This window comes from Roseateles toxinivorans, assembly GCF_004362525.1.
GTDB lineage: Bacteria > Pseudomonadota > Gammaproteobacteria > Burkholderiales > Burkholderiaceae_C > Paucibacter > Paucibacter toxinivorans.
In genome coordinates, this window is sequence record NZ_SNXS01000006.1 from 70,788 (window position 1) to 92,496 (window position 21,709).

Here is a 21,709-nt window from a genome sequence, read left to right on the forward strand (position 1 = left end):
TGTTGATGTGGAGATCGCCATGAGCCAGGCGGCAGAAATTCAGTCCCTTTCGCAGCAAGGTTTGTACAACCCAGCCAACGAACACGACGCTTGCGGCGTCGGATTCGTCGCCCATATCAAGGGTCACAAGGCGCATCACATCGTCCAGCAGGGTCTGAAGATTCTTGAGAACCTGGATCACCGCGGCGCGGTGGGTGCCGACAAGCTGATGGGTGACGGTGCCGGCATCCTGATCCAGATCCCCGACGAGTTCTACCGCGCCGAAATGGCGGCCCAGGGCATCGAGCTGCCTCCGCCCGGTGAATACGGCGTCGGCATGATCTTTCTGCCGAAGGAGCACGCCTCCCGCCTGGCCTGCGAACAGGAGTTGGTGCGTGCGGTCAAGGCCGAGGGCCAGGTCTTGCTCGGTTGGCGCGATGTGCCGGTGGACCGTGACATGCCGATGTCGCCCACGGTGCGCGAGAAAGAGCCGGTGATACGCCAGATCTTCATCGGCCGCGGCCACGACATCATCGTGCCCGATGCGCTGGAGCGAAAGCTCTACGTGATCCGCAAGACGGCTTCCAGCGCCATCCAGGCCCTGAACCTGACGCACAGCCACGAGTACTACGTGCCCAGCATGAGCTGCCGCACCATCATCTACAAGGGCCTGTTGCTGGCCGATCAGGTCGGCCGCTACTACAAGGACCTGTCCGACCCGCGCGCCGTCTCGGCCATCGCCCTGGTCCATCAGCGCTTCTCGACCAATACCTTCCCCGAGTGGCCGCTGGCCCACCCCTATCGCTACGTCGCGCACAACGGCGAGATCAACACCGTCAAGGGCAACTTCAACTGGATGCGCGCCCGCGAGGGTGTGATGAAGTCGCCGGTGCTGGGTGACGATCTGAAGAAGCTCTACCCGATCAGTTTCGAGCATCAGTCCGACACCGCCACCTTCGACAACGCCATGGAGCTGCTGACCATGGCCGGCTACCCGCTGGCCCAGGCGGCGATGATGATGATTCCCGAGGCCTGGGAGCAGCACACGCTGATGGACCCGCGCCGCCGCGCCTTCTACGAATACCACGCAGCGATGCTGGAGCCCTGGGACGGCCCGGCCGCGATGGTCTTCACCGACGGCCGCCAGATCGGCGCCACCTTGGACCGCAACGGCCTGCGTCCGGCCCGCTACATCATCACCGACGACGATCTGGTCGTGCTCGGCTCCGAGACCGGCGTCTTGCCCATACCCGAGAACCGCATCGTCAAGAAGTGGCGCCTGCAGCCCGGCAAGATGTTCCTGATCGACCTGGAGCAGGGCCGCATCGTTGACGACGAAGAGCTGAAGACCCAGTTTGCCAACGCACGGCCCTACCGCCAGTGGATCGAGAACGTGCGCGTCAAGCTCGACAGCATTGCCGTGCCCGACAGCGCCCCGACGCCGTTCGCCGAAACCCTGCTCGACCGCCAGCAGGCCTTTGGCTACACCCAGGAAGACGTGAAGTTCCTGATGGCGCCGATGGCTGCCAATGGCGAAGAAGCGCTGGGCTCGATGGGCAATGACTCGCCGCTGGCCGTGCTCTCCAGCAAGGACAAGTCGCTGTTCAACTACTTCAAGCAGTTGTTCGCCCAGGTCACGAATCCGCCGATCGATCCGATCCGCGAGGCGATCGTGATGTCGCTGAACAGCTTCATCGGTCCTAAGCCCAATCTGCTGGACATCAACGCGGTCAATCCTCCCATGCGGCTGGAAGTGTCGCAGCCGGTGCTGGACTTCAAGGACATGGCGCGCCTGCGCCAGATCGAGGCCCACACCCATGGCAAGTTCAAGCCTTACGAGCTGGACATCACCTACCCGCTGGTCTGGGGCCACGAGGGCGCCGAGGCCAAGCTGGCCTCGCTGTGCGCCGAGACCGTCGATGCGCTGAAGAGCGGCCACAACATCCTGATCATCACCGACCGCGCCTTGAGCCGCGAGCGTGTGGCGATTCCGGCGCTGCTGGCCCTGTCCGCTGTTCACCACCATCTGGTGCGTGCCGGCCTGCGCACCACCGCCGGCCTGGTGGTCGAGACGGGCAGCGCCCGCGAGGTTCATCACTTCGCCGTGCTGGCTGGTTATGGCGCCGAGGCCGTCCACCCCTATCTGGCGCTGGAAACCCTGGCCGCCGCGGCCCAGGGCCTGCCGGGCGACCTGTCCGCCGACAAGGCCATCTACAACTACATCAAGGGCGTGGGCAAGGGCCTGTCCAAGATCATGTCCAAGATGGGCATCTCGACCTATATGTCCTACTGCGGCGCGCAGATCTTTGAGGCCATAGGCTTGAAGCAGGACTTCGTCTCCAAGTATTTCCGCGGCACACCGACGCAGGTGGGCGGTATCGGCGTATTCGAGGTGGCCGAAGAGGCGATACGCATGCACCGCGCCGCGTTCAGCGACGACCCGGTGCTGGAAAGCATGCTGGACGCCGGAGGTGAGTACGCCTGGCGCGCCCGTGGCGAAGAGCATATGTGGAGCCCGGACGCGATCGCCAAGCTGCAGCACAGCACCCGCGCCAACAAGTTCGACACCTATAAGGAATATGCCCAGCTGATCAATGACCAGAGCAAGCGCCACATGACGCTGCGTGGCCTGTTCGAGTTCAAGTTCGACCCGAGCAAGGTGATTCCGCTGGACCAGGTCGAGTCGGCTGCCGAGATCGTCAAGCGCTTTGCCACCGGCGCGATGTCGCTGGGTTCGATCAGCACCGAAGCGCATTCCACGCTGGCCATCGCGATGAACCGCATCGGCGGCAAGAGTAATACCGGCGAGGGCGGCGAGGATCCGGCCCGTTATCGCAACGAGCTCAAGGGCATACCGATCACCGCCGGCACCAAGGTCAGTGACGTGATCGGCGCCAAGGTGATCGAGTCCGACTACGAGCTGAAAGAGGGCGACTCGCTGCGCTCGAAGATCAAGCAGGTGGCCTCGGGCCGCTTTGGCGTGACGACCGAGTACCTGGTCAGTGCCGACCAGATCCAGATCAAGATGGCCCAGGGCGCCAAGCCGGGCGAGGGCGGTCAGCTGCCCGGTGGCAAGGTGACCGACTACATCGGCTTCCTGCGCTACTCGGTGCCAGGCGTGGGTCTGATCTCGCCGCCGCCGCACCATGACATCTATTCGATCGAGGACCTGGCCCAGCTGATCCACGATCTGAAGAACGTCAACCCGCGTGCCGACGTCTCGGTGAAGCTGGTCTCCGAAGTGGGCGTGGGCACCATCGCCGCCGGCGTGGCCAAGGCCAAGGCCGACCATGTGGTGATCGCCGGTCATGATGGCGGCACCGGTGCCTCGCCTTGGAGTTCAATCAAGCATGCCGGCACGCCCTGGGAACTGGGCCTGGCCGAGGCGCAGCAGACGCTGGTGCTGAACCGCCTGCGCGGCCGTATCCGCGTGCAGGCCGATGGCCAGATGAAGACCGGCCGCGACGTCGTCATCGGCGCGCTGCTCGGTGCCGACGAGTTCGGCTTCGCCACCGCGCCGCTGGTCGTCGAGGGCTGCATCATGATGCGCAAATGCCACCTCAACACCTGCCCGGTCGGCGTGGCCACCCAAGACCCGGTGCTGCGCAAGAAGTTCACCGGCAAGCCCGAGCATGTCGTCAACTTCTTCTTCTTCATTGCCGAGGAAGCGCGGCAGATCATGGCCCAGCTGGGCATCCGCAAGTTCGACGACCTGATCGGCCGCTCCGACCTGCTGGACACCCGGAAGGGCATCGCCCACTGGAAGGCCCAGGGCCTGGACTTCAGCCGCATCTTCCATCAGCCGAGTGCCGATCTCGTGCCGGCCGACGTGCCGCGCATCCACACGGACACCCAGGACCACGGCCTGGACCGCGCGCTGGACGTGAAGCTGATCGAGAAGTGCCAGCCCGCCATCCTGCGCGGCGAGAAGGTGCAGTTCATGCAGGAGGTGCGCAACGTCAACCGCACGGTCGGAGCCATGCTGTCCGGCGAGCTGATACGCCATCGCCCCGAGGGCCTGCCCGACCACAGCATCTTCATGCAGATGGAGGGCACCGGCGGCCAGAGCTTTGGCGCCTTCCTGGCCAAGGGCATCACCCAGTACCTGATCGGTGACGCCAACGACTACACCGGCAAGGGCATGTCGGGCGGCCGCATCGTCGTGCGCCCCAGCATCGACTTCCGCGGCGACGCGGCGGCCAACACCATCGTCGGCAACACGGTGCTCTACGGTGCGACCAGCGGCGAGGCCTTCTTCCGCGGCGTGGCCGGTGAACGCTTCGCGGTGCGCCTGTCGGGGGCCAGCGCCGTCGTCGAGGGCACGGGCGACCATGGTTGCGAGTACATGACCGGCGGCACGGCCGTCATCCTGGGCAAGACCGGGCGTAACTTTGCTGCCGGCATGAGCGGCGGCATCGCCTATGTCTATGACGAGGACGGCCAGTTCGCCAAGCGCTGCAACACGGCCATGGTCAGCCTGGACAAGCTGCTGCCCGGCACCGAGCAGGAGGCCACCGTGGACCGCGCCATCTGGCACAGTGTGGCCGGCGGCGCACAGCAGACCGACGAGGCGATCTTGAAGAAGCTGATCGAGGACCACCACCGCTGGACGGGGTCCTTGCGCGCCCGCCACATCCTCGACCACTGGGCCGAGTCGCGCGCCAAGTTCGTCAAGGTCTTCCCGAGCGAGTACCGGCGCGCCCTGGGCGAGCTGCATGCGGCCCGCGAGGCCCAGCAGACCATCGCCCACGCCAAGGCCAGCGACGCAGCCCCCGCGCGCGCCTGACGAACGTCGCAACCCCACACCACCCAAGACGAGCAAGCACATGGGAAAAGTCACCGGCTTTATGGAATACGAGCGCATCGAGGAGGGCTATGAGCCCGTGCCCAAGCGCCTGAAGAACTACAAAGAGTTCGTGATCGGACTGAAGGACGAGCAGGCCAAGGTGCAGGCCGCCCGTTGCATGGACTGCGGCACGCCGTTCTGCAACAGCGGCTGCCCGGTCAACAACATCATTCCGGACTTCAACGATCTGGTGTTCCAGGGCGACTGGAAAAACGCGATCACCGTGCTTCACAGCACCAACAACTTCCCCGAGTTCACCGGCCGCATCTGCCCCGCGCCCTGCGAGGCGGCCTGCACCCTGAACGTCAATGACGACGCGGTGGGCATCAAATCGATCGAGCACGCCATCATCGACCGCGCCTGGGCCGAGGGCTGGGTCACGCCGCAGCCGGCCAAGGTCAAGACCGGCAAGACCGTCGCCGTTGTCGGCTCTGGACCGGCCGGCTTGGCCGCTGCCCAGCAATTGGCGCGTGCCGGTCATAGCGTCACGGTGTTCGAGAAGAACGACCGCATCGGCGGCCTGCTGCGCTACGGCATCCCCGACTTCAAGATGGAGAAGGACCATATCGACCGACGCGTCGCGCAGATGCAGGCCGAGGGGGTGGTGTTCCGCACCGGCGTGATCGTCGGCAGCCTGCCCGAGGGCAGCAAGGTCACCAACTGGGCCAAGGAAAGTATCAGCGCCGAACAGCTGAAAGCCGAGTTCGACGCCGTGCTGCTGACCGGTGGCGCCGAGCAGTCGCGCGACCTGCCCGTGCCGGGTCGAGACCTGGACGGTGTGCACTTCGCGATGGAATTCCTGCCGCAACAGAACAAGCTCAATGCCGGTGACAAGCTCAAGGGCCAGCTGCGCGCCGATGGCAAGAACGTGATCGTCATCGGTGGCGGCGACACCGGCAGCGACTGTGTGGGCACCAGCAACCGTCATGGCGCCAAGAGCGTGACCCAGTTCGAGGTCATGCCCCAGCCGCCCGAGGTCGAAGACCGCCCGCTGACCTGGCCCTACTGGCCGATCAAGCTGCGCACGTCCAGCAGCCACGAGGAAGGCTGCGAGCGCGAGTTCGCCATTGCCACCAAGGAATTCCTCGGTGAGAAGGGCAAGCTGACCGGGGTGAAGACCGTGCGTGTGCAGTGGCAGGGCGGCAAGATGATCGAAATCGAGGGCAGCGAGCAGATCCTGAAGGCCGAGCTGGTCTTGCTGGCGATGGGCTTCATCAGCCCGGTGGCCTCGGTCATCGATGCCTTTGGTGTTGAAAAGGACGGTCGCGGCAATGCCAAGGCGGCGACCGAGAACGCCCAGGCCTACCGCAGCAATATCGACAAGGTGTTCGTTGCCGGCGATATGCGCCGCGGCCAGTCGCTGGTCGTCTGGGCGATCCGCGAGGGCCGCCAGGCCGCCCGTGCTGTCGATGAGTTCCTGATGGGCCGCAGCGTCTTGCCACGCTGAACGCAGTCCTCAAGACCGCCAGAGCCGCCCCATTGGGCGGCTTTTTCGTTTCCGGCCGCTTTTGGCCTAGATTGGGTAGATCAGGGGCTGGCGTGGCCCTTGCGATGGTTGCAGGCAGTTACCAGGCCCTGCCCGCTGATCGCAGCCACCGTGCCGCTTGTCGATAGAGCGTCGAATACTGCGCAATTTCGCACATCAGCCCGGCCACTTGCTGCCGAAAATGACGTCAAGCCCAAACAAGAAGGGCGTGCCGTGCGGCTGGTGCCGCGCAAAACGTCCACCGGTCAACAAGAACAAGGTCCTCCGCACATGAACATCGTCGCTTCCCCCGTCGCCCCGCAGCGTGGCTTCACCCTGGTGGAGTTGATGATAGTCGTGGCCATCATCGGCATCCTGGCGGCCGTGGCCCTGCCGGCCTACAACGACTATGTGCGCCGCGGCCAGATCCCCGAGGCGACCAGTGCACTGTCCGACTACCGCGTCAAGATGGAGCAGTACTTCCAAGACAACCGCAACTACGGCACCGATACCTGCGGCTCCGGCACCTCCTGGGGCAACTTCGTGCGCACCGGCAGCAAGTACTTCAGCTACGCCTGCGTGCTGAGCAACGCCGGCCAGGGCTTCACCGTCACGGCCACTGGTGCCGCCGGCGCGGCCATCGGTCATGAATACACCGTCAACCACAACGGTGTGCTGGCCACCACCAAGTTCAAGGGCGATGCGAGCACCAAGCTGTGCTGGCTGATCAAGGGGGACGAATGCTGATCGGTCGCACACCGCGCCGCCAGCTCGGGTTCTCCTTGATCGAGACCGTGGTGGCGATGGCCGTGCTGGTGTTCATGCTGGCCATGGCCATGCCCGAGGCGGTCAGCTGGATCCAGGGCCTGAAGGTGCGCAATGCGGCCGAGGGCATTCGCTCCGGCATCGAGCGGGCGCGCATGGAGGCGCTGAAGACGAATGGCAACGTCGGCTTCTGGCTGGTGGCCGACGCCAGTTCCAAGGTGCCTGGCAATGGTTGCGATCTGGCTTCGAATGCAGCGACCTGGGTGGTCAGCGTGACCACACCGGCCGGCGCCTGCGCCGCCGAACCCTCAATGACCGCCGGACCTCGCCTGGTGCAGAGCTCCGGCGCGGTGTCCGGTGCCGACCGCCTGACGGTTACCGCACTCAGCGCCACCGACGCGGCCGCGACCCGGGTGCGCTTCAATGGGCTGGGCCAGGTGATCGTCGAGGCCGGCGCGATACAGGTTGTCGATGTGGTGGCCAGCAATGGCGATGGCAGGCGCCTGCGCGTCGTCGTCGAGACCGGCGGCGCCGTGCGCATGTGCGACCGCGATGTGGCCGCCGACGACCCCCGGGCCTGCCCGGTGCTATGAGGCTGGACACTATGGGAGCTCCCCGCATGAACATGACAGGCAGGCAGCGGCAGCACGGCGTCGCCCTGGTCGAAGCCCTGGTGGGCATGCTGATCTTCGCCTTCGGTGTGCTCGGTCTGGTCGGACTGCAGGCCTCGATGACCCGCGCCCAGACCACGGCCAAGATCCGGGCCGACGCGGCCTATCTGACCAATGATCTGTTTGCCCTGGTGCAGACCGACCACATCACCCGGCTGCCTCTGTACAGCGATGCCAGCTGCGCCGGCTATGTGCGCTGCGCCGACTGGAAACGCAAGGTCGAGGCGACGCTGCCCTCGGCCGAGATCGTGCTGGTCGGCGACGCGGGCACAGGCACCGTCAACGTCACCCTGACCTGGATCCAGGGCGACCAGGACCGCAACCGCTATAACTCTTCGATGGTCTGGCAGCAATGAAACCTCTTGCCCAAGCTCGCCGCCATCCCGGCGCCGCCCGCCAAGGCGGATTCACCCTGGTCGAGTTGATGGTGGGTGTCACCATCGGTCTGCTGTCCACGCTGGTGATCGCCAGCGTGCTGGTCTATTCCGAGGGCAACAAGCGCAGCGCCAGTTCCGGCTCCGATGCCCAGATCAACGGCGGACTGGCAATCTATGCCGTGCAGCGCCAGCTGAAGATGGCCGGTTACGGCCTGGCCACCGACGGTCAGGTGTCGGGTTGCGTGCTGTCCGCCCAGTACGCCGGTGTTGATGTCGTGGGTCTGCCCCCGACGCTGGCCCCGGTGCTGATCACCCAGGGTGCCAGTGGCGCACCCGACACACTGCGCATTCTCGCGGCGGCGACACCGGGCTTTTCGCTGCCTGTCAGTCTGAGCGCCCCCTTCTACAACCCCGCCGGTCCCGGCGATCAACGCACCCGGATGGTGGTGAAGTCGGCCGTGGGCATAGCCACCGGCGACCTGCTGGCCCTGGTCTACGGGCCGGACCAGCCCTGCCAGATCTTCCAGGCATCGGCCACCGACACCGGTCAGGTCACCCGCACCGACTCGGCGACCTGGAACAGCAACCAGTTTCCCGATGCGGCCTCGGCCGACGGGGCCTTCCTGATCAACCTCGGCACCTTGAGCGACCTCACGTTCAGTGTGACGGCCGACAACAAGCTGCGCCAGACCCAGTTTGATCTGAACACCCGCGCCAACGTGACCCAGGATCTGCAGTCCAACATCATCAACCTGCAGGCGCTGTACGGTAAAGACACCGATGGTGATGATGTGGTCGACAGCTTCGACACCACCACGCCGGCCAACAATGCCGAGTGGCTGCAGGTGCGGGCCGTGCGCGTGGCCATCGTGGCCCGCAGCGCCCAGTTCGAGAAGGACGAGGTCACGCAGGCCCAACCGCTGTGGGACGTCGGCAACTTTGCCGTGGTGGCGGGCACCGCCGCCTGCGGCAGCAGCAAGTGCCTCAGCCTGAAGGTCGATGGCGCCACCGATTGGAAGCACTACCGCTACAAGGTCTTCGATGTGCTGGTGCCCCTGCGCAACCAGGTCTGGCGCAGTGACTTCAAGACCGCCACACCACCTCCCCCCCCGGCCTCGGAGAGCGGAACATGAAGCGCATCCAACGACTGGCCTCGAACGGTGCAGCGCGGCTGCAGCGCGGCGTCTCGATGCTGTTTTCGCTGATCGCCGTGGTGGTGCTCACGCTGGGCGCTGTGGCCCTGGTGCGTACCGTCGATACCGGTGCCCTGGTGCTGGGCAATCTCGGTTTCAAGCAGGACGCACTGGCGGCCGGCTCGGTGGCCACCGAGAGTGCCATCACCTGGCTGCAGGCCAATGTCGGCCCGACGCTGGACGCCGAGAACCAGGCCCTGGGCTATTACCACACCTCCCGTGCGGCGCTCGACCCGACCGGTCGCACCGTGGCCACCGCCGCGGCCTCCCTGGTGCTGGTCGACTGGGACAGCAATGACTGCGCGGTGCCGGGCAGGAACGACAGGCCCACCGTGTGCCTGAAGGCGGCGGCGGCGATCAAGGTCGGCGGTGGCAATGTCTCGCGCTATGTGATCACGCGCCTGTGCGAGATCGTGCCGGGTTCGGACCCGCCGCTGAAGGACTGCGCCCAGCCGGTCACCGCATCGACGAAGACCTCGTCGCAGCGCGGCAGCATCAGCTACAGCGCATCCAAGCACTTTTCCGACAAGACAGCCGGTACCTATTACCGCATCGTGACGCGCACCGTGGGTGTGCGTGGCACCGTGGCTTACGCCGAAACCCTGGTGCACTTTTGAGGCCTCTGCCGGACCCTGCCGGCAGATCCGAGAAGTTTGTGCCAAACGTCCCGATTGCGAGAATTCCATGAAGCCTTCTGAGACACACTCCGCGCTCTTGCTGACCGCCCGTGCGTTGCTGGGCAGCACCCTGGCGCTGGCGCTGAGTACCGCGTCGCTGGCCGGCACCACCGACATCGCCTCGGCGCCGCTGTTCACCACGGCCACGACCAAGGTCAAGCCCAACATCATGTTTGTGCTCGACGACTCGGGCAGCATGGCCTGGGACTACATGCCGGATGATGCCAACAACTTCCAGTTGCGCCCCGACGGCAACAGCGCGGCCGAGTATGGCAAGCGGACCTCGCAGTGCAATGGACTGGCCTTCAACCCGGTGGCTGCCGCCGCGCCCTATGATCCGCCCAAGAATGCCGATGGTACCGATCAGGCTGCTGGCAGCTTGGCTTTCCTGAGCGCGGGCGATCCGGTCGGCCAGACCGACTATCCGACCACGGTGGGGGCGGTATCCATCGTCAGCAGCGGTGCGTTGACGGTCAAGGTCACCTCGACCAGCCGTGCGGCGAACTGGTTCTTCGTCGGCCAGGTGGTGACGGTGTATTCGTCCACCGCGCCGACGAACTATATGGTGGCCAAGGTCACCAGCTGGGACTACGGCACCGGCAATCTGGGCCTCAACGTGGCGATGGCCATCGGCTCGGGCAGCCTGGCCAATCCGGTCGTATCCGAGGGGGCGCCGGCCAACCAGGTCTACTACTCGTACAGCGGCAGCCAGAAGGCACTCGACTTCCAGTATCCGGGCAACAAGCTGGTCACCGCCTCGACCTTCTACAAGGAGTGCAACAGCGACCTCGGCGTGGCGCCCGGCAATGCGGTTTTCACCGCCCATATCGTCACGCCGGACTCGACCGAGGCGCAACGCTATGCGAACTGGAACGCCTATTACCGCACCCGCATGCTGCTGATGAAGACCAGCGTCAGCCGCGCGTTCAAGGACATGGACGACAAGTTCCGCATCGGCTTCACCACCATTGGCGAGAAGGGCGTGACCGAGGGCAGCAAGCACCTGGATATTCGCGACTTCGTTCCCAAGCAGAAGGAAAGCTTCTACACCAAGCTGATGGCCACCAATCCCGGCGGCAGCACGCCGCTGCGCGGTTCGCTGTCCAAGGTCGGCCGCTACTACGCAAAGAAGATCGCCGGCCAGAGCTACGATCCTGTGCAGTATTCATGCCAGAAGAACTTCACCATCCTGTCAACGGACGGCTACTGGAACACCGGTCTGGAGTCTGCGACCTATGGCCCGCTGGCGCTGAACGGCACCGACTCCGTCGGCCAGCAGGACGGCGGCGCAACCCTGCGGCCCATGTTCGACGGCGGCACGGTGACCACCACCACGAAGGAGACCTGGACCAAGACCGACACCTGGGAACGCACGACTGCCACTCCTAAGAACACGGTCAGCACCTCGGCCACCACCGTCACAGAGCGCACGCCCAAGGGTACCAAGCGCATCAGTTATTCGTTGACCACCAGCAGCTACAGCACCGTCAACAACTCCGATGTGCAGCGCTGCACCAGCGGCTCCTTCTCTGGCGGCAACTGCACTATCACGGTCACCACCAGTTCCAAGCACGGCTTCAGCACCGGTAATGTCGTGACCATCAGCGGCGTCAACCTGGCTGCCTACAACGGCGCGTTCACGATCACGAGGCTCAACGATACCAGCTACACCTACACCTTGACCGGCCTGTCCAGCCGACCCAACAACCCCAGCAGCGACGGCAAATCCGGCCTGTCGGCCAGTGGCTGCGCGCCGGGCTGGGGCAAGCAGGTCGAGACCGTGCAGACGCGGGACGAAGTGGCCGTGGTGGCCACCACCACGACGGTGACCACGACCACGCCGGTGTCGATATCCACGGTGGTTGATCGCATGGTGACGACCACGCCGATGACGCGCACCGTCATCGTGGTCAATGGCACGCAGAGCTCCGACACCACTGTCGCTGGAACGACCAGCGCCCCCACGGTCACGCGCATCAGCGGCCCGACGACTACGGCTGCCAGCGGCACGCCGGTCGTGACCTCCGCTGCGACGAGTACCAATTCAACCGAGTACACGCCCTGGGTGAACGGCAGCTCGACCACGCAGACGACCTGCTCGTCGAGTGCCAGCCCCCCTACGACGCCCACGGCAAACTCCCCGGCAGCCACCACCGCCAGCACCACCGGCCCCACCACGCCGGTCACCACCGGCCCGACGCCGACCGATGGCGCGCCCGTCGTCACCAGCACGACGCCGGTCTCCAGCGATGGCAGCAAGACCAGCAGCACCACGAGCAGCACCTCGGGTGCCAACAGCGACACCCTGGCCGACGTGGCGATGTACTACTACCAGTCCGATCTGCGCACCGATGCGCTGGACAATTGCATCGGCGCGCTGGGCACCTCGGTGTGCGAGAACAATGTCACCGCGCTGGGCAAGGACAATGCGCGCTGGCAGCATATGAGCACGTTCACGCTGAGCCTGGGCATGAATGGCACCTTGCAGTTCGATGTCAACTACGACACCGACCCGAAGACCGACTTCCTGGCCATCACCCAGGGCAGCAAGAACTGGCCCGCACCGGGTGACGATGCAGGGGCCGTAAATATCGACGACCTCTGGCATGCGGCGGTCAACGGCCGCGGGCGCTACTTCAGTGCCGTCGATCCGGCCTCGCTGATCGCCAGCCTGAAGGCGGCGCTGAACACCATCTCGGCGGCCACCGGTGCCTCGTCGGCAGCGGCGACCAGCACCCTGCAGCCGGTGGAGGGTGACAACGGCGTGTACATCGCGCAGTTCCGCTCGTCGGAATGGACCGGTGATCTGCGGGCCTACGAGATCAATACCAAGACAGGTGCGATCCCGACCTCGACCATCGACGCCCAGGGCAACCGAGTGGACCTGCACAAGTGGTCGGCGGCCGAGCAGATCACTCCGTCGACGCGCGGCACCATCCACTACTTCAAGAAGGGTTCGGGCAACACCGGCACCCTGCGCGAGTTCACCTATGCCAACCTGACGACCGACGGGCTCAATGGCCTGTTCGACAACGTCTGCTCCAAGTCCGCAACGGCACAGCTGTCCCAGTGCTCCGGCCTGAGCGATGCGGCCAAGGCGGTGGTGGACTCGGGCTCGAATATGGTGGATTTCCTGCGTGGCCAGCCGCACACCGAGTACCGGAGCCGCAACCAGGTGCTGGGCGACATCGTCAACTCCTCGCCGGTTTATGTGGGCGCACCCGGTTTCGCCTACACCGAGAACGGCTACGCCAGCTTCAAGGGCGCAGAAAAGCAGAAGACCCGTCCGCCCACCCTCTATGTGGGCGCCAATGACGGCATGCTGCATGCCATCAACGCGACCAACGGCAAGGAACGCTGGGCCTACATCCCCAGCATGGTGATGGCCAATATGTACAAGCTGGGCGACCAGTACTACGAGTCCAAGCACCAGTACTTTGTCGATGCCACGCCGACGGCGGGCGACATCTACGTCGACGGCGCCTGGAAGACCATTCTGGTCGGCGGGCTGAACGCCGGTGGCCGCGGCTACTATGCACTGGACATCACCGATCCGCTGAACCCGGTGGCGCTGTGGGAGTACACCAACGACGACCTGGGTCTCAGCTACGGCAACCCGATCATCACCAAGCGCAAGGACGGCACCTGGGTGGTGGCCTTCACCTCGGGCTACAACAATGTGTCGCCCGGTGATGGCGGCGGCCACCTGTTCGTGCTGAATGCCAACACCGGCGCCCTGCTGAAGAAGATCAGCACCGGTGCTGGTGCCGCCGACACGCCCAGCGGCCTGGGCCGACTGAACGGCTGGGTCGAGTTTGATACCGAGAACCTGACCCAGCGCTACTACGCCGGTGACCTGCTGGGCAATGTCTGGCGCTTCGACATCGACGACGTGACCGAGCCGAAGAGCGCAGCGCTGAAGCTGGCGCAGCTGCAGGTGGAGGGTGTGCCCCAGTCGATCACGGTGGCGCCCCAGCTGGCCGAGGTCGAGTTCCAAGGCACGCGCTTCCCGGTGGTCTATATCGGTACCGGCCGCTACCTGGGCAAAACCGACGTCTCCACGACCGGGGTGCAGAGCATCTACGCGATCAAGGACAGTCTGGCTGCCACCGGCCTTGGCGATGTGCGCGCCGGCGGTACCCTGGTGCAGCAGGCCGTCACCACGACGTCGGTGCGCAAGGTCATCGAGGGCAGCCCTGTGGACTGGAGCAGCAAGAATGGCTGGTACGTGGACTTGGCGACGGCCGGGGAGCGCGTCAATGTGGACATGCAACTGGCCTTCAACATCCTCACGGTGGCCGGCAATGTGCCGGGCACCACGGCGTCTGACTGTACCGAGGCCAGCTCCGGCACCTCGTGGATCTACCAGCTGAATGTGGCCACCGGCAAGGGTGATGCGGAGTTCCTGAGCACCATGGTGGCCGGTCTGAGCACGGTGCAGCTGAGCAACGGTACCGGCCTGACCATCATCACCAAGACCGATGCCAGCCAGCCGGGCAGCAAGTCGATCGAACCGGCCCTGCTCGGCACAGGAGCTACGCGCCGCAGCTCCTGGCGTGAGCTGGTGGACTGAGGAGCTCATCTATGGCGCCGCGTACCGCTCCGCTGCTGGCCTTTGTGCTCGCCTCGGTGGGGCTTCACGCGGCGGTGCTGGGCACACCATGGCTGGGCACCGCTGCTGCGGCGCCGGGAGGCGCTGTGCCACGTGCGGTGCTGGTGCAGGTCGGCGCCGCGGCCCCGGTCGCGCTCAAGTCGATGGAGGCAGAGGTGGGCCCGCTCCAGGCGATTGCCGATGGCGCTGCCCCGGTTGCCGTCGAGTCCGTGCCGCCCGAGCTTCAGTTGGACCAGGCCCCGCTGCCTGCCTTGCAACTGGCGGCCCCAGCCACCACTGAAGCCGGTGCGGACGACATCTACCTGCCGCGCTCCCGGCTCAGCGTGCCGCCGCTGCTGCGCTCGCAGGTGGCCCTGCTCTGGCCGGAGGGGGCCGAGACGCAGGGTGGTCATTTTCGCGCGGTTCTTGCCCTGTTCATTGACGAGCTGGGCGTGGTGCAAAGAGTCAGGGTTGAGGGTAACGGCCTGCCGCCCGCCCTGGAGGCGGTGGCACGCGAGTCCTTTCTCGGCGCCAGCTTCGTGCCCGGCGAACTGCAGGGCCAGGCGGTCAAGTCGCTGATAAGGGTGGAGGTGCGCTTCGACGCCGAACGTCCGGCGGGAAGTCGCGGCCTTCGCCTCTAGCCGGGCCGCAGGCCGGGGTTTTGGCGGGGCCGGCGACGCATCATCGGTGTTTCCCCTATGATGCTGGCCTGTCGCACCTCTTCCGATGTGCCCGGGCCCCAAGCGCCGGGCGCCGCGCCACCCACCGGCCCATGCCTCCAAACCTGAATCTGCAAGCCAGCCTATCTGCCCAGCCCCTCGTCGAACTGCGTGAGGTGAGCTGCGGCTACGGCGACCGGGTGATCTTGCAGAACGTCAATCTGAGCATTCCGCGGGGCAAGGTGTTGGCCCTGATCGGTACCTCGGGCGGCGGCAAGACCACGGTGCTGCGCCTGATCGGCCGCCAGCTCAAGCCGCTGTCGGGCCAGGTCTTGCTGGACGGCCAGGATCTGGCGCCGCTGGACGCGCAAGGCCTTTATGCCGCGCGTCGGCGCATGGGCATGCTGTTCCAGTTTGGTGCGCTGTTCACCGATCTGTCGGTGTTCGACAACGTCGCCTTTCCCCTGCGCGAGCACACCAGGCTGCCCGAATCGATGATTCGCGACCTGGTGCTGATGAAGCTCAACGCGGTGGGCCTGCGCGGTGCCCGCGATCTGATGCCCAGCGAGATCTCCGGCGGCATGGCGCGCCGCGTGGCGCTGGCACGGGCGATCGCGCTGGATCCGGACCTGGTCTTGTATGACGAGCCGTTCGCCGGCCTGGACCCGATCTCGATGGGCATTGCCGCGCGGCTGATACGTGACCTGAACGATGCGCTGGGCCTGACCAGCGTGGTCGTGTCCCACGATCTGCACGAGACCTTCCTGATTGCCGATCAGGTGGCGATGATTGCCAATGGTCGTATCGTCGCCCAGGGCACACCGGACGATCTGCGTCACAGCAGCGACCCGCTGGTGCAGCAGTTCGTGATGGCCCAGCCCGATGGGCCGGTGCAGTTCCACCATCCGGCCCGCTCGGTGGCCGATGATTTCCGACTGGGGACCCGCGCATGATGCTGTTTCATCCCGTCCAGCTGGGCCGTGCGGTGCGCCAGCTGCTGGTCGATCTGGGCTGGGCCGCCCGCTTCCTGCTGGAGCTGCTGGCGCGCACGCCGCGCTGCCTGGCGCGGCCGCGGCTGGTCATCGACCAGGTCTTCTTCCTCGGCAACAAATCGCTGTCCATCATCTCTGTGTCTGGCCTGTTCGTCGGTTTCGTGCTGGCCCTGCAGGGCTATTACACCTTGCAGCGCTACGGTTCGTCCGAGGCGGTGGGCCTGCTGGTGGCGCTGAGTCTGGTGCGCGAGCTGGGGCCGGTGGTCGCTGCCCTGTTGTTTGCCGGCCGCGCCGGCACCTCGCTGACGGCCGAGATCGGCCTGATGAAGGCCGGCGAGCAACTGACCGCGATGGAGATGATGGCCGTTGACCCGGTTACCCGTGTGCTGGCGCCACGCTTCTGGGGCGGCATGATCGCCATGCCGCTGCTGGCCGCCGTGTTCTCGGCCGTTGGCGTGATCGGTGGCTGGATGGTGGCCGTGCCGCTGATCGGCATCGATGCCGGCGCCTTCTGGTCGCAGATGCAGGGCGGTGTCGATGTGTTTGCCGATGTCGGCAACGGCGTGATCAAGAGCGTGGTGTTCGGCCTGACGGTGACCTTTGTCGCCCTGCTGCAGGGCTATACCTGCCAGCCCACGCCGGAGGGCGTGGCCCAGGCCACCACCCGCACCGTGGTGGTGGCCTCGCTGGCGGTGTTGGCGCTGGACTTCGTGCTGACCGCGATGATGTTTTCGATTTAAGGAACGGTGCTTATGCAATCCTCCCGCCATGACGCCTGGGTCGGCCTGTTTGTCCTGATCGGTGGCGCAGCGCTGCTGTTTCTGGCATTGAAGGCCGGCAATCTCCTGAGCCTGAACTTCGAGGAGACCTATGCCGTCACCGCCAAGTTCGACAATATCGGTGGCCTCAAGGCCCATGCGGCGGTGAAGAGCGCCGGTGTGGTGGTCGGCCGCGTCGAGGCCATCAGCTTCGATGACAAGAGCTATCAGGCACGAGTCGTGCTGCAGCTGCAGAAGCGCTTCGTCTTCCCCAAGGACAGCTCGGCCAAGATCCTGACCTCGGGCCTGCTGGGCGAGCAGTACATCGGCCTGGAGCCGGGCGCCGACGACAAGAACCTGGTCGCCGGAGCCGTCATCACGCAGACCCAGTCGGCGGTGGTGCTGGAGTCGCTGATCGGGCAGTTCATCAACAGCAAGGCGGCCGACGCGGGATCGGCGGCCGTCCAGGGAGAGAAGAAGTGAGGGACCTCGTACTCGCCGGCCCACGCCTGCGGCGCCTGGGCCTGCTGACCCTTTTGCTGGCCGTGCTCACCCTGTCCGGCTGCGCCAACTTCGTGTCGCAGGCCCGCATGGGCCCGGGCCAGAAGCTGGACCCCTGGGAGCGCTGGAACCGCAAGGTCTTCGCCTTCAACGAGGAAGTCGACAAGGCGGTGCTGAAGCCCGTGGCCACCGCCTATCGCGATGTCGTGCCCGGCCCTCTGCGCCAGGGCGCCGACAACTTCTTCAACAATGTGGCCGATGGCTGGTCGGCGGTGAACCTGTTCCTGCAGGGCCGCTGGCGTGCGGGCATCCAGGACACGGCGCGCTTTGCCTTCAACACCATGCTGGGCTTTGGCGGCGTGCTGGATATCGCCGGTGAGGCAGGCCTCGAGCATCACTACGAGGACTTTGGCAAGACGCTGGGGCGCTGGGGATTCAAGACCGGTGCCTATATCGTCTGGCCGATCTTCGGCCCCGGCTCGGTGCGCGACACGATTGCCATGCCGCTGGACCGCCTGGCCACGCCGCCCATGGTATTCAACGATGGCAAGACCCAGTTCAGCATATTCGCGCTGCAGGCCGTCAACTCGCGCGCGAACTACCTGCGGGCCTCGCAGATGCTGGAAGAAATCGCCCTCGACAAGTACACCTTCATCCGCGACGCCTACCTGACCAAACGTGGCAGCATCGGCGAAGAGGATGAGGACGAGGATCTGAAACCCGCGCCGCCGGCCGAGCGGGTGTCGCCGCCGCAGGTCGGGCCGTGAACTTTCCGGCCCCACCGCGCGTTGAGGCCATGTGTCGAACCGCCGCTGCCCCCTCGGGTGGCGCGCTTGAAATGAGGATTCCCATGTTGTTCAAATCTGTTCTTGTCCGCGGTCTGGCCGCGTTGGCCCTGGGCGTGAGCCTGACGGCCCAGGCGGCCGACATCACCGCCCCCGATGCGCTGATTCGTCAGGTGTCCACCGATGTCATCGACTCCGTCAAGAGCGACAAGGCCATCCAGGGTGGCGATGTGCAGAAGATCATCGCCCTGGTGGACGCCAAGGTCATGCCCCACATCAATTTTCAGCGCATGACCGCGACGGCCACCGGCCGGTTCTGGCGCCAGGCCTCGCCCGAGCAGCAAAAGCGTCTGCAGGACGAGTTCAAGACCCTGCTGGTGCGCACCTATGCCGGCGCGCTGACCCAGGTCAAGGACCAGACCATCAGCCTGAAGCCGCTGCGTGCCAGCGCCGAGGACATCGAGGTCGTGGTGCGCACCGAGGTCCGCGGCAAGGGCGACCCGATCCAGCTCGACTACCGGCTGGAGAAGTCTGCCGGCGGCTGGAAGATCTATGACGTCAATGTGCTGGGCATCTGGTTGGCCGATCAGTACAAGAACAGCTTTGCCCAGGAGATCGGCGCCAATGGCATCGACGGCCTGATCAAGATGCTGGCCGACAAGAACCAGAAGGCCGCCGCCCCGGCAGCCAAGTAAGCTGGCCATCATGCTGACCCTGCCGCAGAAGGTCGGGCTGAGCGACGCCCCGCAGGTGCTGGCGGGGCTCAGCCAGGCGCTTGAAGCCGCGCCGGCGCAGGCACCACTTGAGCTGGATGCCTCCGCCTTGCTGGACTTCGACTCGGCCGTGCTGGCCGTGCTCTTGGAATGTCAGCGCCGGGCCCAGGCCTCGGGCCGCCGGCTGACCCTGGTTGGCGCGCCGCCCAAGCTGGCCGAGCTGGCCCGCGTCTATGGTCTCAGCGAATTGCTGTGGCCCGAAGCTGCCGCGGCCTGATCGACGTTCAGTCGGCCGATGGCGCGTAGCGCTTGCTGCGCAGATTGCGCTTGATCTCCTGCAGTATGGGCCGCAGTTCCTGGCCCAGCTGCAGTGCCACCCCGGTGCTCAGGATGTCGATCACGATCAGGTGCAGGAGCCGCGACACCATCGGGCTGTAGCGGTCGTAGTCTTCCGGATGGTCGACGGCCAGCAAGACATGGCCCTGGGTCTGACCGATCTGGGCCAAGGGCGAGCCACTGGCGGTGATGATGATCACCGTCGCCCCCTTCTTGCGCGCGATCTCGGCCGCGTCTATCAGGTCGCGGCTGCGGCCTGAATTGCTGATCACGACCGCGCAGTCGCCGGGCTTGAGCATGGTCGCGCTCATCAGCTGCACATGGCCGTCGCTGCAGGCGATGGTGTTCACGCCCAGCCGAAAGAACTTGTGCTGCGCGTCCTGGGCCACGATGCCCGAATTGCCGACGCCGTAGAACTCAATCCGGTGCTTGCCGCGCCCGGCCTCGGCCAGCGCATTGATGGCGCGCTCGAACAAGGGGCTGGCCGCGTCATTGCGGTAGTGCAGCAGGGCGGCCACCGCGTTGTCTATGACCTTGATGATCAGCACATTGGGCTTGTCGTCCTCGTCCACCGCGCGGTGGACGAAGGGCACCCCCTCGTTGACGCTGCCGGCCAGCTTCAGCTTGAAGTCGGCCAGGCCGTCATAGCCAACGCTGCGGCAGAAGCGCACCACGGTCGGCTTGCTGACATGGGCCCGCTCGGCGAGCTCGGTGACCGGCAGGGTGGCAAAGGCGCGCGCATCGGCGATCAGCAGATGGGCGACGCGCTGCTCGGCCGGTGGCAGCGCCGGCAACGCCGCCCGCACGCGGTCCACAATGCTCATGTTTGCCTCTCGCTCAACGGGTACGTCAAGCGGTCCCCCGAGGGGACTTCGCCCGCCTTGGGGCGGCCCGGCGCCGGGCTCATTGTTCTTCAGCCCAGGCAAAACCATCACGCGCGACCAGCGCGCTGGCGGCCGGTGGTCCCCAGCTGCCGGCGGTGTAGGGGCGGGGACCGGTGGTGTCCTGCTCCCAGGCGTCGAGTATCGGTTCGACCCAGCGCCAGGCCTGCTCCTGCTCGTCGCTGCGCACGAACAGGTTCAGCCGGCCGGCAATTGCATCCAGCAGCAGTCGCTCGTAGGCGCCGACGCGGTTGGCGGCAAAGGCCTTGTCGAAATCCAGGTCCAGCGACACCGGTGCCAGCGACTCGCCATGCGAGCTGCCCTTGGCGGCCAGCAGGTGCAGCTCCAGGCCGTCCTCGGGCTGCAGCTTGATGACCAGCTTGTTGGCGACATTGCCACCGGGAAAGATCGGGTGCGGCACGGGGCGGAAGTTGACGACGATCTGCGCGTCGCGCGCGGCCAGGCGCTTGCCGGTGCGCAGATAGAAGGGCACGCCGGCCCAGCGCCAGTTCTGCACCTCGGTGCGCAGCGCGACAAAGGTCTCGCAGGCACTGTCGGACGGCACCTTGACCTCCTCCAAGTAGCCGGGCACGGCCTTGCCATCCACCGTGCCGGCGCGGTACTGGCCGCGCACCACATCGCGGCCCACGCTCTCGGCGGTGAAGGGCTTCAGCGAACGCAGCACCTTGAGCTTCTCGTCGCGTATCGCGTCGGCGTCATTGGTCGAGGGCGGCTCCATCGCCACCATCGTCAGCAGCTGCAGCGCATGGTTCTGGATCATGTCGCGCAGCGCGCCGGTGCGGTCGTAGAAGTCGCCGCGCGTGCCCACGCCCAGGCCCTCGGCCAGGGTGATCTGGATATTGGCAATGCTCTCACGGCGCCACAGCGGCTCGAACAGCGCATTGCCGAAGCGCAGCGCCATCAGGTTCTGCACCGAGGGCTTGCCCAGGTAATGGTCGATGCGGAAGGCCTGGGTCTCAGCAAACACCGAGCGCACCGCCTTGTTGATCTCCTGGGCGCTGGCCAGGTCATGGCCCAGCGGCTTTTCCAGCACGACGCGGATCTTGGGACCGTTCAGGCCGGCCGCGCCCAGCTGCGCGCAGATCTGCGTGAACAGATGCGGGCTGGTGGCCAGGTACAGCACAACGGTGTCGGCATTGCGCTCGGCCAGCCAGTCCTTCAGGCGCTGGTAGTGCTCCGGCTGGGACAGGTCCATGCGCCGGTAGTGCAGCAGCGCGGCAAAGCGCTCGAACTCTTCATCGGTCGGCCGCTTCGGGCCCTCGACCTCGCGGAAGCGCTCCTTCAGCCACTCGCGGTAGCGCTCGTCGGGCATGTCATCGCGGGCGACGGAGAGGATGCGGCCACCCTCGGGCAGCTTGCCGTGACGAAAGGCCTGGAACAGGGCAGGCATCAGTTTGCGCCAGGTGAGGTCGCCAGTACCGCCGAAGAAGACAAGGTCGAAAGACATGGATTGCGAGCGCTGTTGTGTGTGAAAATCGCCGTTGATGTAACCTAGTTAC

17 protein-coding genes are annotated in these 21,709 nt (G+C 65.7%); 15 read left to right on the top strand and 2 right to left on the bottom strand.

The genetic code is table 11. The features are described 5' to 3' along the window. The first annotated feature begins 19 nt into the window (after positions 1 to 19). The 15 genes from DES47_RS21425 to DES47_RS21495 all read left to right on the top strand — a co-directional run bounded on the left by DES47_RS21425 (position 20) and on the right by DES47_RS21495 (position 19,249). The gene (locus DES47_RS21425; protein ID WP_133702801.1) at positions 20 to 4,765 is read left to right on the top strand and encodes a glutamate synthase-related protein; all 4,746 of its coding nucleotides are present in this window, start codon (positions 20 to 22) and stop codon (positions 4,763 to 4,765) included. Positions 4,766 to 4,805: 40 nt separating this feature from the next. Next, positions 4,806 to 6,272: a glutamate synthase subunit beta gene (locus DES47_RS21430; RefSeq protein ID WP_133702802.1), complete on the top strand. Its 1,467-nt coding sequence runs from the start codon at positions 4,806 to 4,808 to the stop codon at positions 6,270 to 6,272. Between the two features lie 309 nt (positions 6,273 to 6,581). Then, positions 6,582 to 7,037, top strand: coding sequence for a type IV pilin protein (locus tag DES47_RS21435; RefSeq protein WP_133702803.1), 456 nt, complete (start codon positions 6,582 to 6,584; stop codon positions 7,035 to 7,037). Continuing rightward, positions 7,031 to 7,648 carry a GspH/FimT family pseudopilin gene (locus DES47_RS21440; RefSeq protein WP_133702895.1) on the top strand — a complete coding sequence of 206 codons (618 nt, stop codon included), beginning with the start codon at positions 7,031 to 7,033 and terminating at the stop codon, positions 7,646 to 7,648. Before DES47_RS21435 ends, DES47_RS21440 begins: the two co-directional genes overlap by 7 nt. 26 nt (positions 7,649 to 7,674) lie before the next feature. Then, positions 7,675 to 8,082 carry a prepilin-type N-terminal cleavage/methylation domain-containing protein gene (locus tag DES47_RS21445; RefSeq protein ID WP_133702804.1) on the top strand — a complete coding sequence of 136 codons (408 nt, stop codon included), beginning with the start codon at positions 7,675 to 7,677 and terminating at the stop codon, positions 8,080 to 8,082. Next, positions 8,079 to 9,236 carry a PilW family protein gene (locus tag DES47_RS21450; RefSeq protein WP_133702805.1) on the top strand — a complete coding sequence of 386 codons (1,158 nt, stop codon included), beginning with the start codon at positions 8,079 to 8,081 and terminating at the stop codon, positions 9,234 to 9,236. The genes DES47_RS21445 and DES47_RS21450 overlap by 4 nt, the downstream gene beginning before the upstream one ends. Next, complete coding sequence (locus tag DES47_RS21455) at positions 9,233 to 9,913, top strand: pilus assembly PilX family protein (protein ID WP_133702806.1); 681 nt, start codon at positions 9,233 to 9,235, stop codon at positions 9,911 to 9,913. Before DES47_RS21450 ends, DES47_RS21455 begins: the two co-directional genes overlap by 4 nt. Before the next feature lie 67 nt (positions 9,914 to 9,980). Continuing rightward, positions 9,981 to 14,546 (top strand): PilC/PilY family type IV pilus protein, encoded by a 4,566-nt coding sequence (locus tag DES47_RS21460; RefSeq protein WP_133702807.1) that lies wholly within the window; start codon positions 9,981 to 9,983, stop codon positions 14,544 to 14,546. Positions 14,547 to 14,557: 11 nt separating this feature from the next. Further along, the gene (locus tag DES47_RS21465; protein WP_133702808.1) at positions 14,558 to 15,205 is read left to right on the top strand and encodes an energy transducer TonB; all 648 of its coding nucleotides are present in this window, start codon (positions 14,558 to 14,560) and stop codon (positions 15,203 to 15,205) included. Positions 15,206 to 15,336: 131 nt separating this feature from the next. After that, positions 15,337 to 16,176 (top strand): ABC transporter ATP-binding protein, encoded by an 840-nt coding sequence (locus DES47_RS21470; RefSeq protein WP_133702809.1) that lies wholly within the window; start codon positions 15,337 to 15,339, stop codon positions 16,174 to 16,176. After that, positions 16,173 to 16,955 carry a lipid asymmetry maintenance ABC transporter permease subunit MlaE gene (gene mlaE / locus DES47_RS21475; RefSeq protein WP_133702810.1) on the top strand — a complete coding sequence of 261 codons (783 nt, stop codon included), beginning with the start codon at positions 16,173 to 16,175 and terminating at the stop codon, positions 16,953 to 16,955. Before DES47_RS21470 ends, mlaE begins: the two co-directional genes overlap by 4 nt. A gap of 12 nt (positions 16,956 to 16,967) precedes the next feature. After that, the gene (gene mlaD, locus DES47_RS21480) at positions 16,968 to 17,456 is read left to right on the top strand and encodes an outer membrane lipid asymmetry maintenance protein MlaD (RefSeq protein WP_133702811.1); all 489 of its coding nucleotides are present in this window, start codon (positions 16,968 to 16,970) and stop codon (positions 17,454 to 17,456) included. After that, positions 17,453 to 18,241 carry an MlaA family lipoprotein gene (locus DES47_RS21485; protein WP_133702812.1) on the top strand — a complete coding sequence of 263 codons (789 nt, stop codon included), beginning with the start codon at positions 17,453 to 17,455 and terminating at the stop codon, positions 18,239 to 18,241. Before mlaD ends, DES47_RS21485 begins: the two co-directional genes overlap by 4 nt. 83 nt (positions 18,242 to 18,324) lie before the next feature. Then, entirely contained in the window at positions 18,325 to 18,954 is a 630-nt protein-coding gene (locus DES47_RS21490; protein WP_133702813.1) for an MlaC/ttg2D family ABC transporter substrate-binding protein, read from the top strand. Positions 18,955 to 18,964: 10 nt separating this feature from the next. Beyond that, the gene (locus DES47_RS21495) at positions 18,965 to 19,249 is read left to right on the top strand and encodes an STAS domain-containing protein (protein ID WP_133702814.1); all 285 of its coding nucleotides are present in this window, start codon (positions 18,965 to 18,967) and stop codon (positions 19,247 to 19,249) included. Between the two features lie 7 nt (positions 19,250 to 19,256). Here DES47_RS21495 and DES47_RS21500 read toward each other — a convergent pair whose 3' ends face one another. Together DES47_RS21500 and zwf are read right to left on the bottom strand one after the other, a co-directional pair. Next, positions 19,257 to 20,126, bottom strand: coding sequence for a MurR/RpiR family transcriptional regulator (locus DES47_RS21500; protein WP_133702896.1), 870 nt, complete (start codon positions 20,124 to 20,126; stop codon positions 19,257 to 19,259). A gap of 85 nt (positions 20,127 to 20,211) precedes the next feature. Then, complete coding sequence (zwf, locus tag DES47_RS21505; RefSeq protein ID WP_133702815.1) at positions 20,212 to 21,657, bottom strand: glucose-6-phosphate dehydrogenase; 1,446 nt, start codon at positions 21,655 to 21,657, stop codon at positions 20,212 to 20,214. Positions 21,658 to 21,709 lie beyond the last annotated feature (52 nt).

Bases quoted from the DNA above. Each gene is read 5' to 3' on its own strand.
- DES47_RS21425 (WP_133702801.1), top strand. From the start codon at position 20: ATGAGCCAGGCGGCAGAAATTCAGTCCCTTTCGCAGCAAGGTTTGTAC.
- DES47_RS21430 (WP_133702802.1), top strand. From the start codon at position 4,806: ATGGGAAAAGTCACCGGCTTTATGGAATACGAGCGCATCGAGGAGGGC.
- DES47_RS21435 (WP_133702803.1), top strand. From the start codon at position 6,582: ATGAACATCGTCGCTTCCCCCGTCGCCCCGCAGCGTGGCTTCACCCTG.
- DES47_RS21440 (WP_133702895.1), top strand. From the start codon at position 7,031: ATGCTGATCGGTCGCACACCGCGCCGCCAGCTCGGGTTCTCCTTGATC.
- DES47_RS21445 (WP_133702804.1), top strand. From the start codon at position 7,675: ATGAACATGACAGGCAGGCAGCGGCAGCACGGCGTCGCCCTGGTCGAA.
- DES47_RS21450 (WP_133702805.1), top strand. From the start codon at position 8,079: ATGAAACCTCTTGCCCAAGCTCGCCGCCATCCCGGCGCCGCCCGCCAA.
- DES47_RS21455 (WP_133702806.1), top strand. From the start codon at position 9,233: ATGAAGCGCATCCAACGACTGGCCTCGAACGGTGCAGCGCGGCTGCAG.
- DES47_RS21460 (WP_133702807.1), top strand. From the start codon at position 9,981: ATGAAGCCTTCTGAGACACACTCCGCGCTCTTGCTGACCGCCCGTGCG.
- DES47_RS21465 (WP_133702808.1), top strand. From the start codon at position 14,558: ATGGCGCCGCGTACCGCTCCGCTGCTGGCCTTTGTGCTCGCCTCGGTG.
- DES47_RS21470 (WP_133702809.1), top strand. From the start codon at position 15,337: ATGCCTCCAAACCTGAATCTGCAAGCCAGCCTATCTGCCCAGCCCCTC.
- mlaE (WP_133702810.1), top strand. From the start codon at position 16,173: ATGATGCTGTTTCATCCCGTCCAGCTGGGCCGTGCGGTGCGCCAGCTG.
- mlaD (WP_133702811.1), top strand. From the start codon at position 16,968: ATGCAATCCTCCCGCCATGACGCCTGGGTCGGCCTGTTTGTCCTGATC.
- DES47_RS21490 (WP_133702813.1), top strand. From the start codon at position 18,325: ATGTTGTTCAAATCTGTTCTTGTCCGCGGTCTGGCCGCGTTGGCCCTG.
- DES47_RS21495 (WP_133702814.1), top strand. From the start codon at position 18,965: ATGCTGACCCTGCCGCAGAAGGTCGGGCTGAGCGACGCCCCGCAGGTG.
- zwf (WP_133702815.1), bottom strand. From the start codon at position 21,657: ATGTCTTTCGACCTTGTCTTCTTCGGCGGTACTGGCGACCTCACCTGG.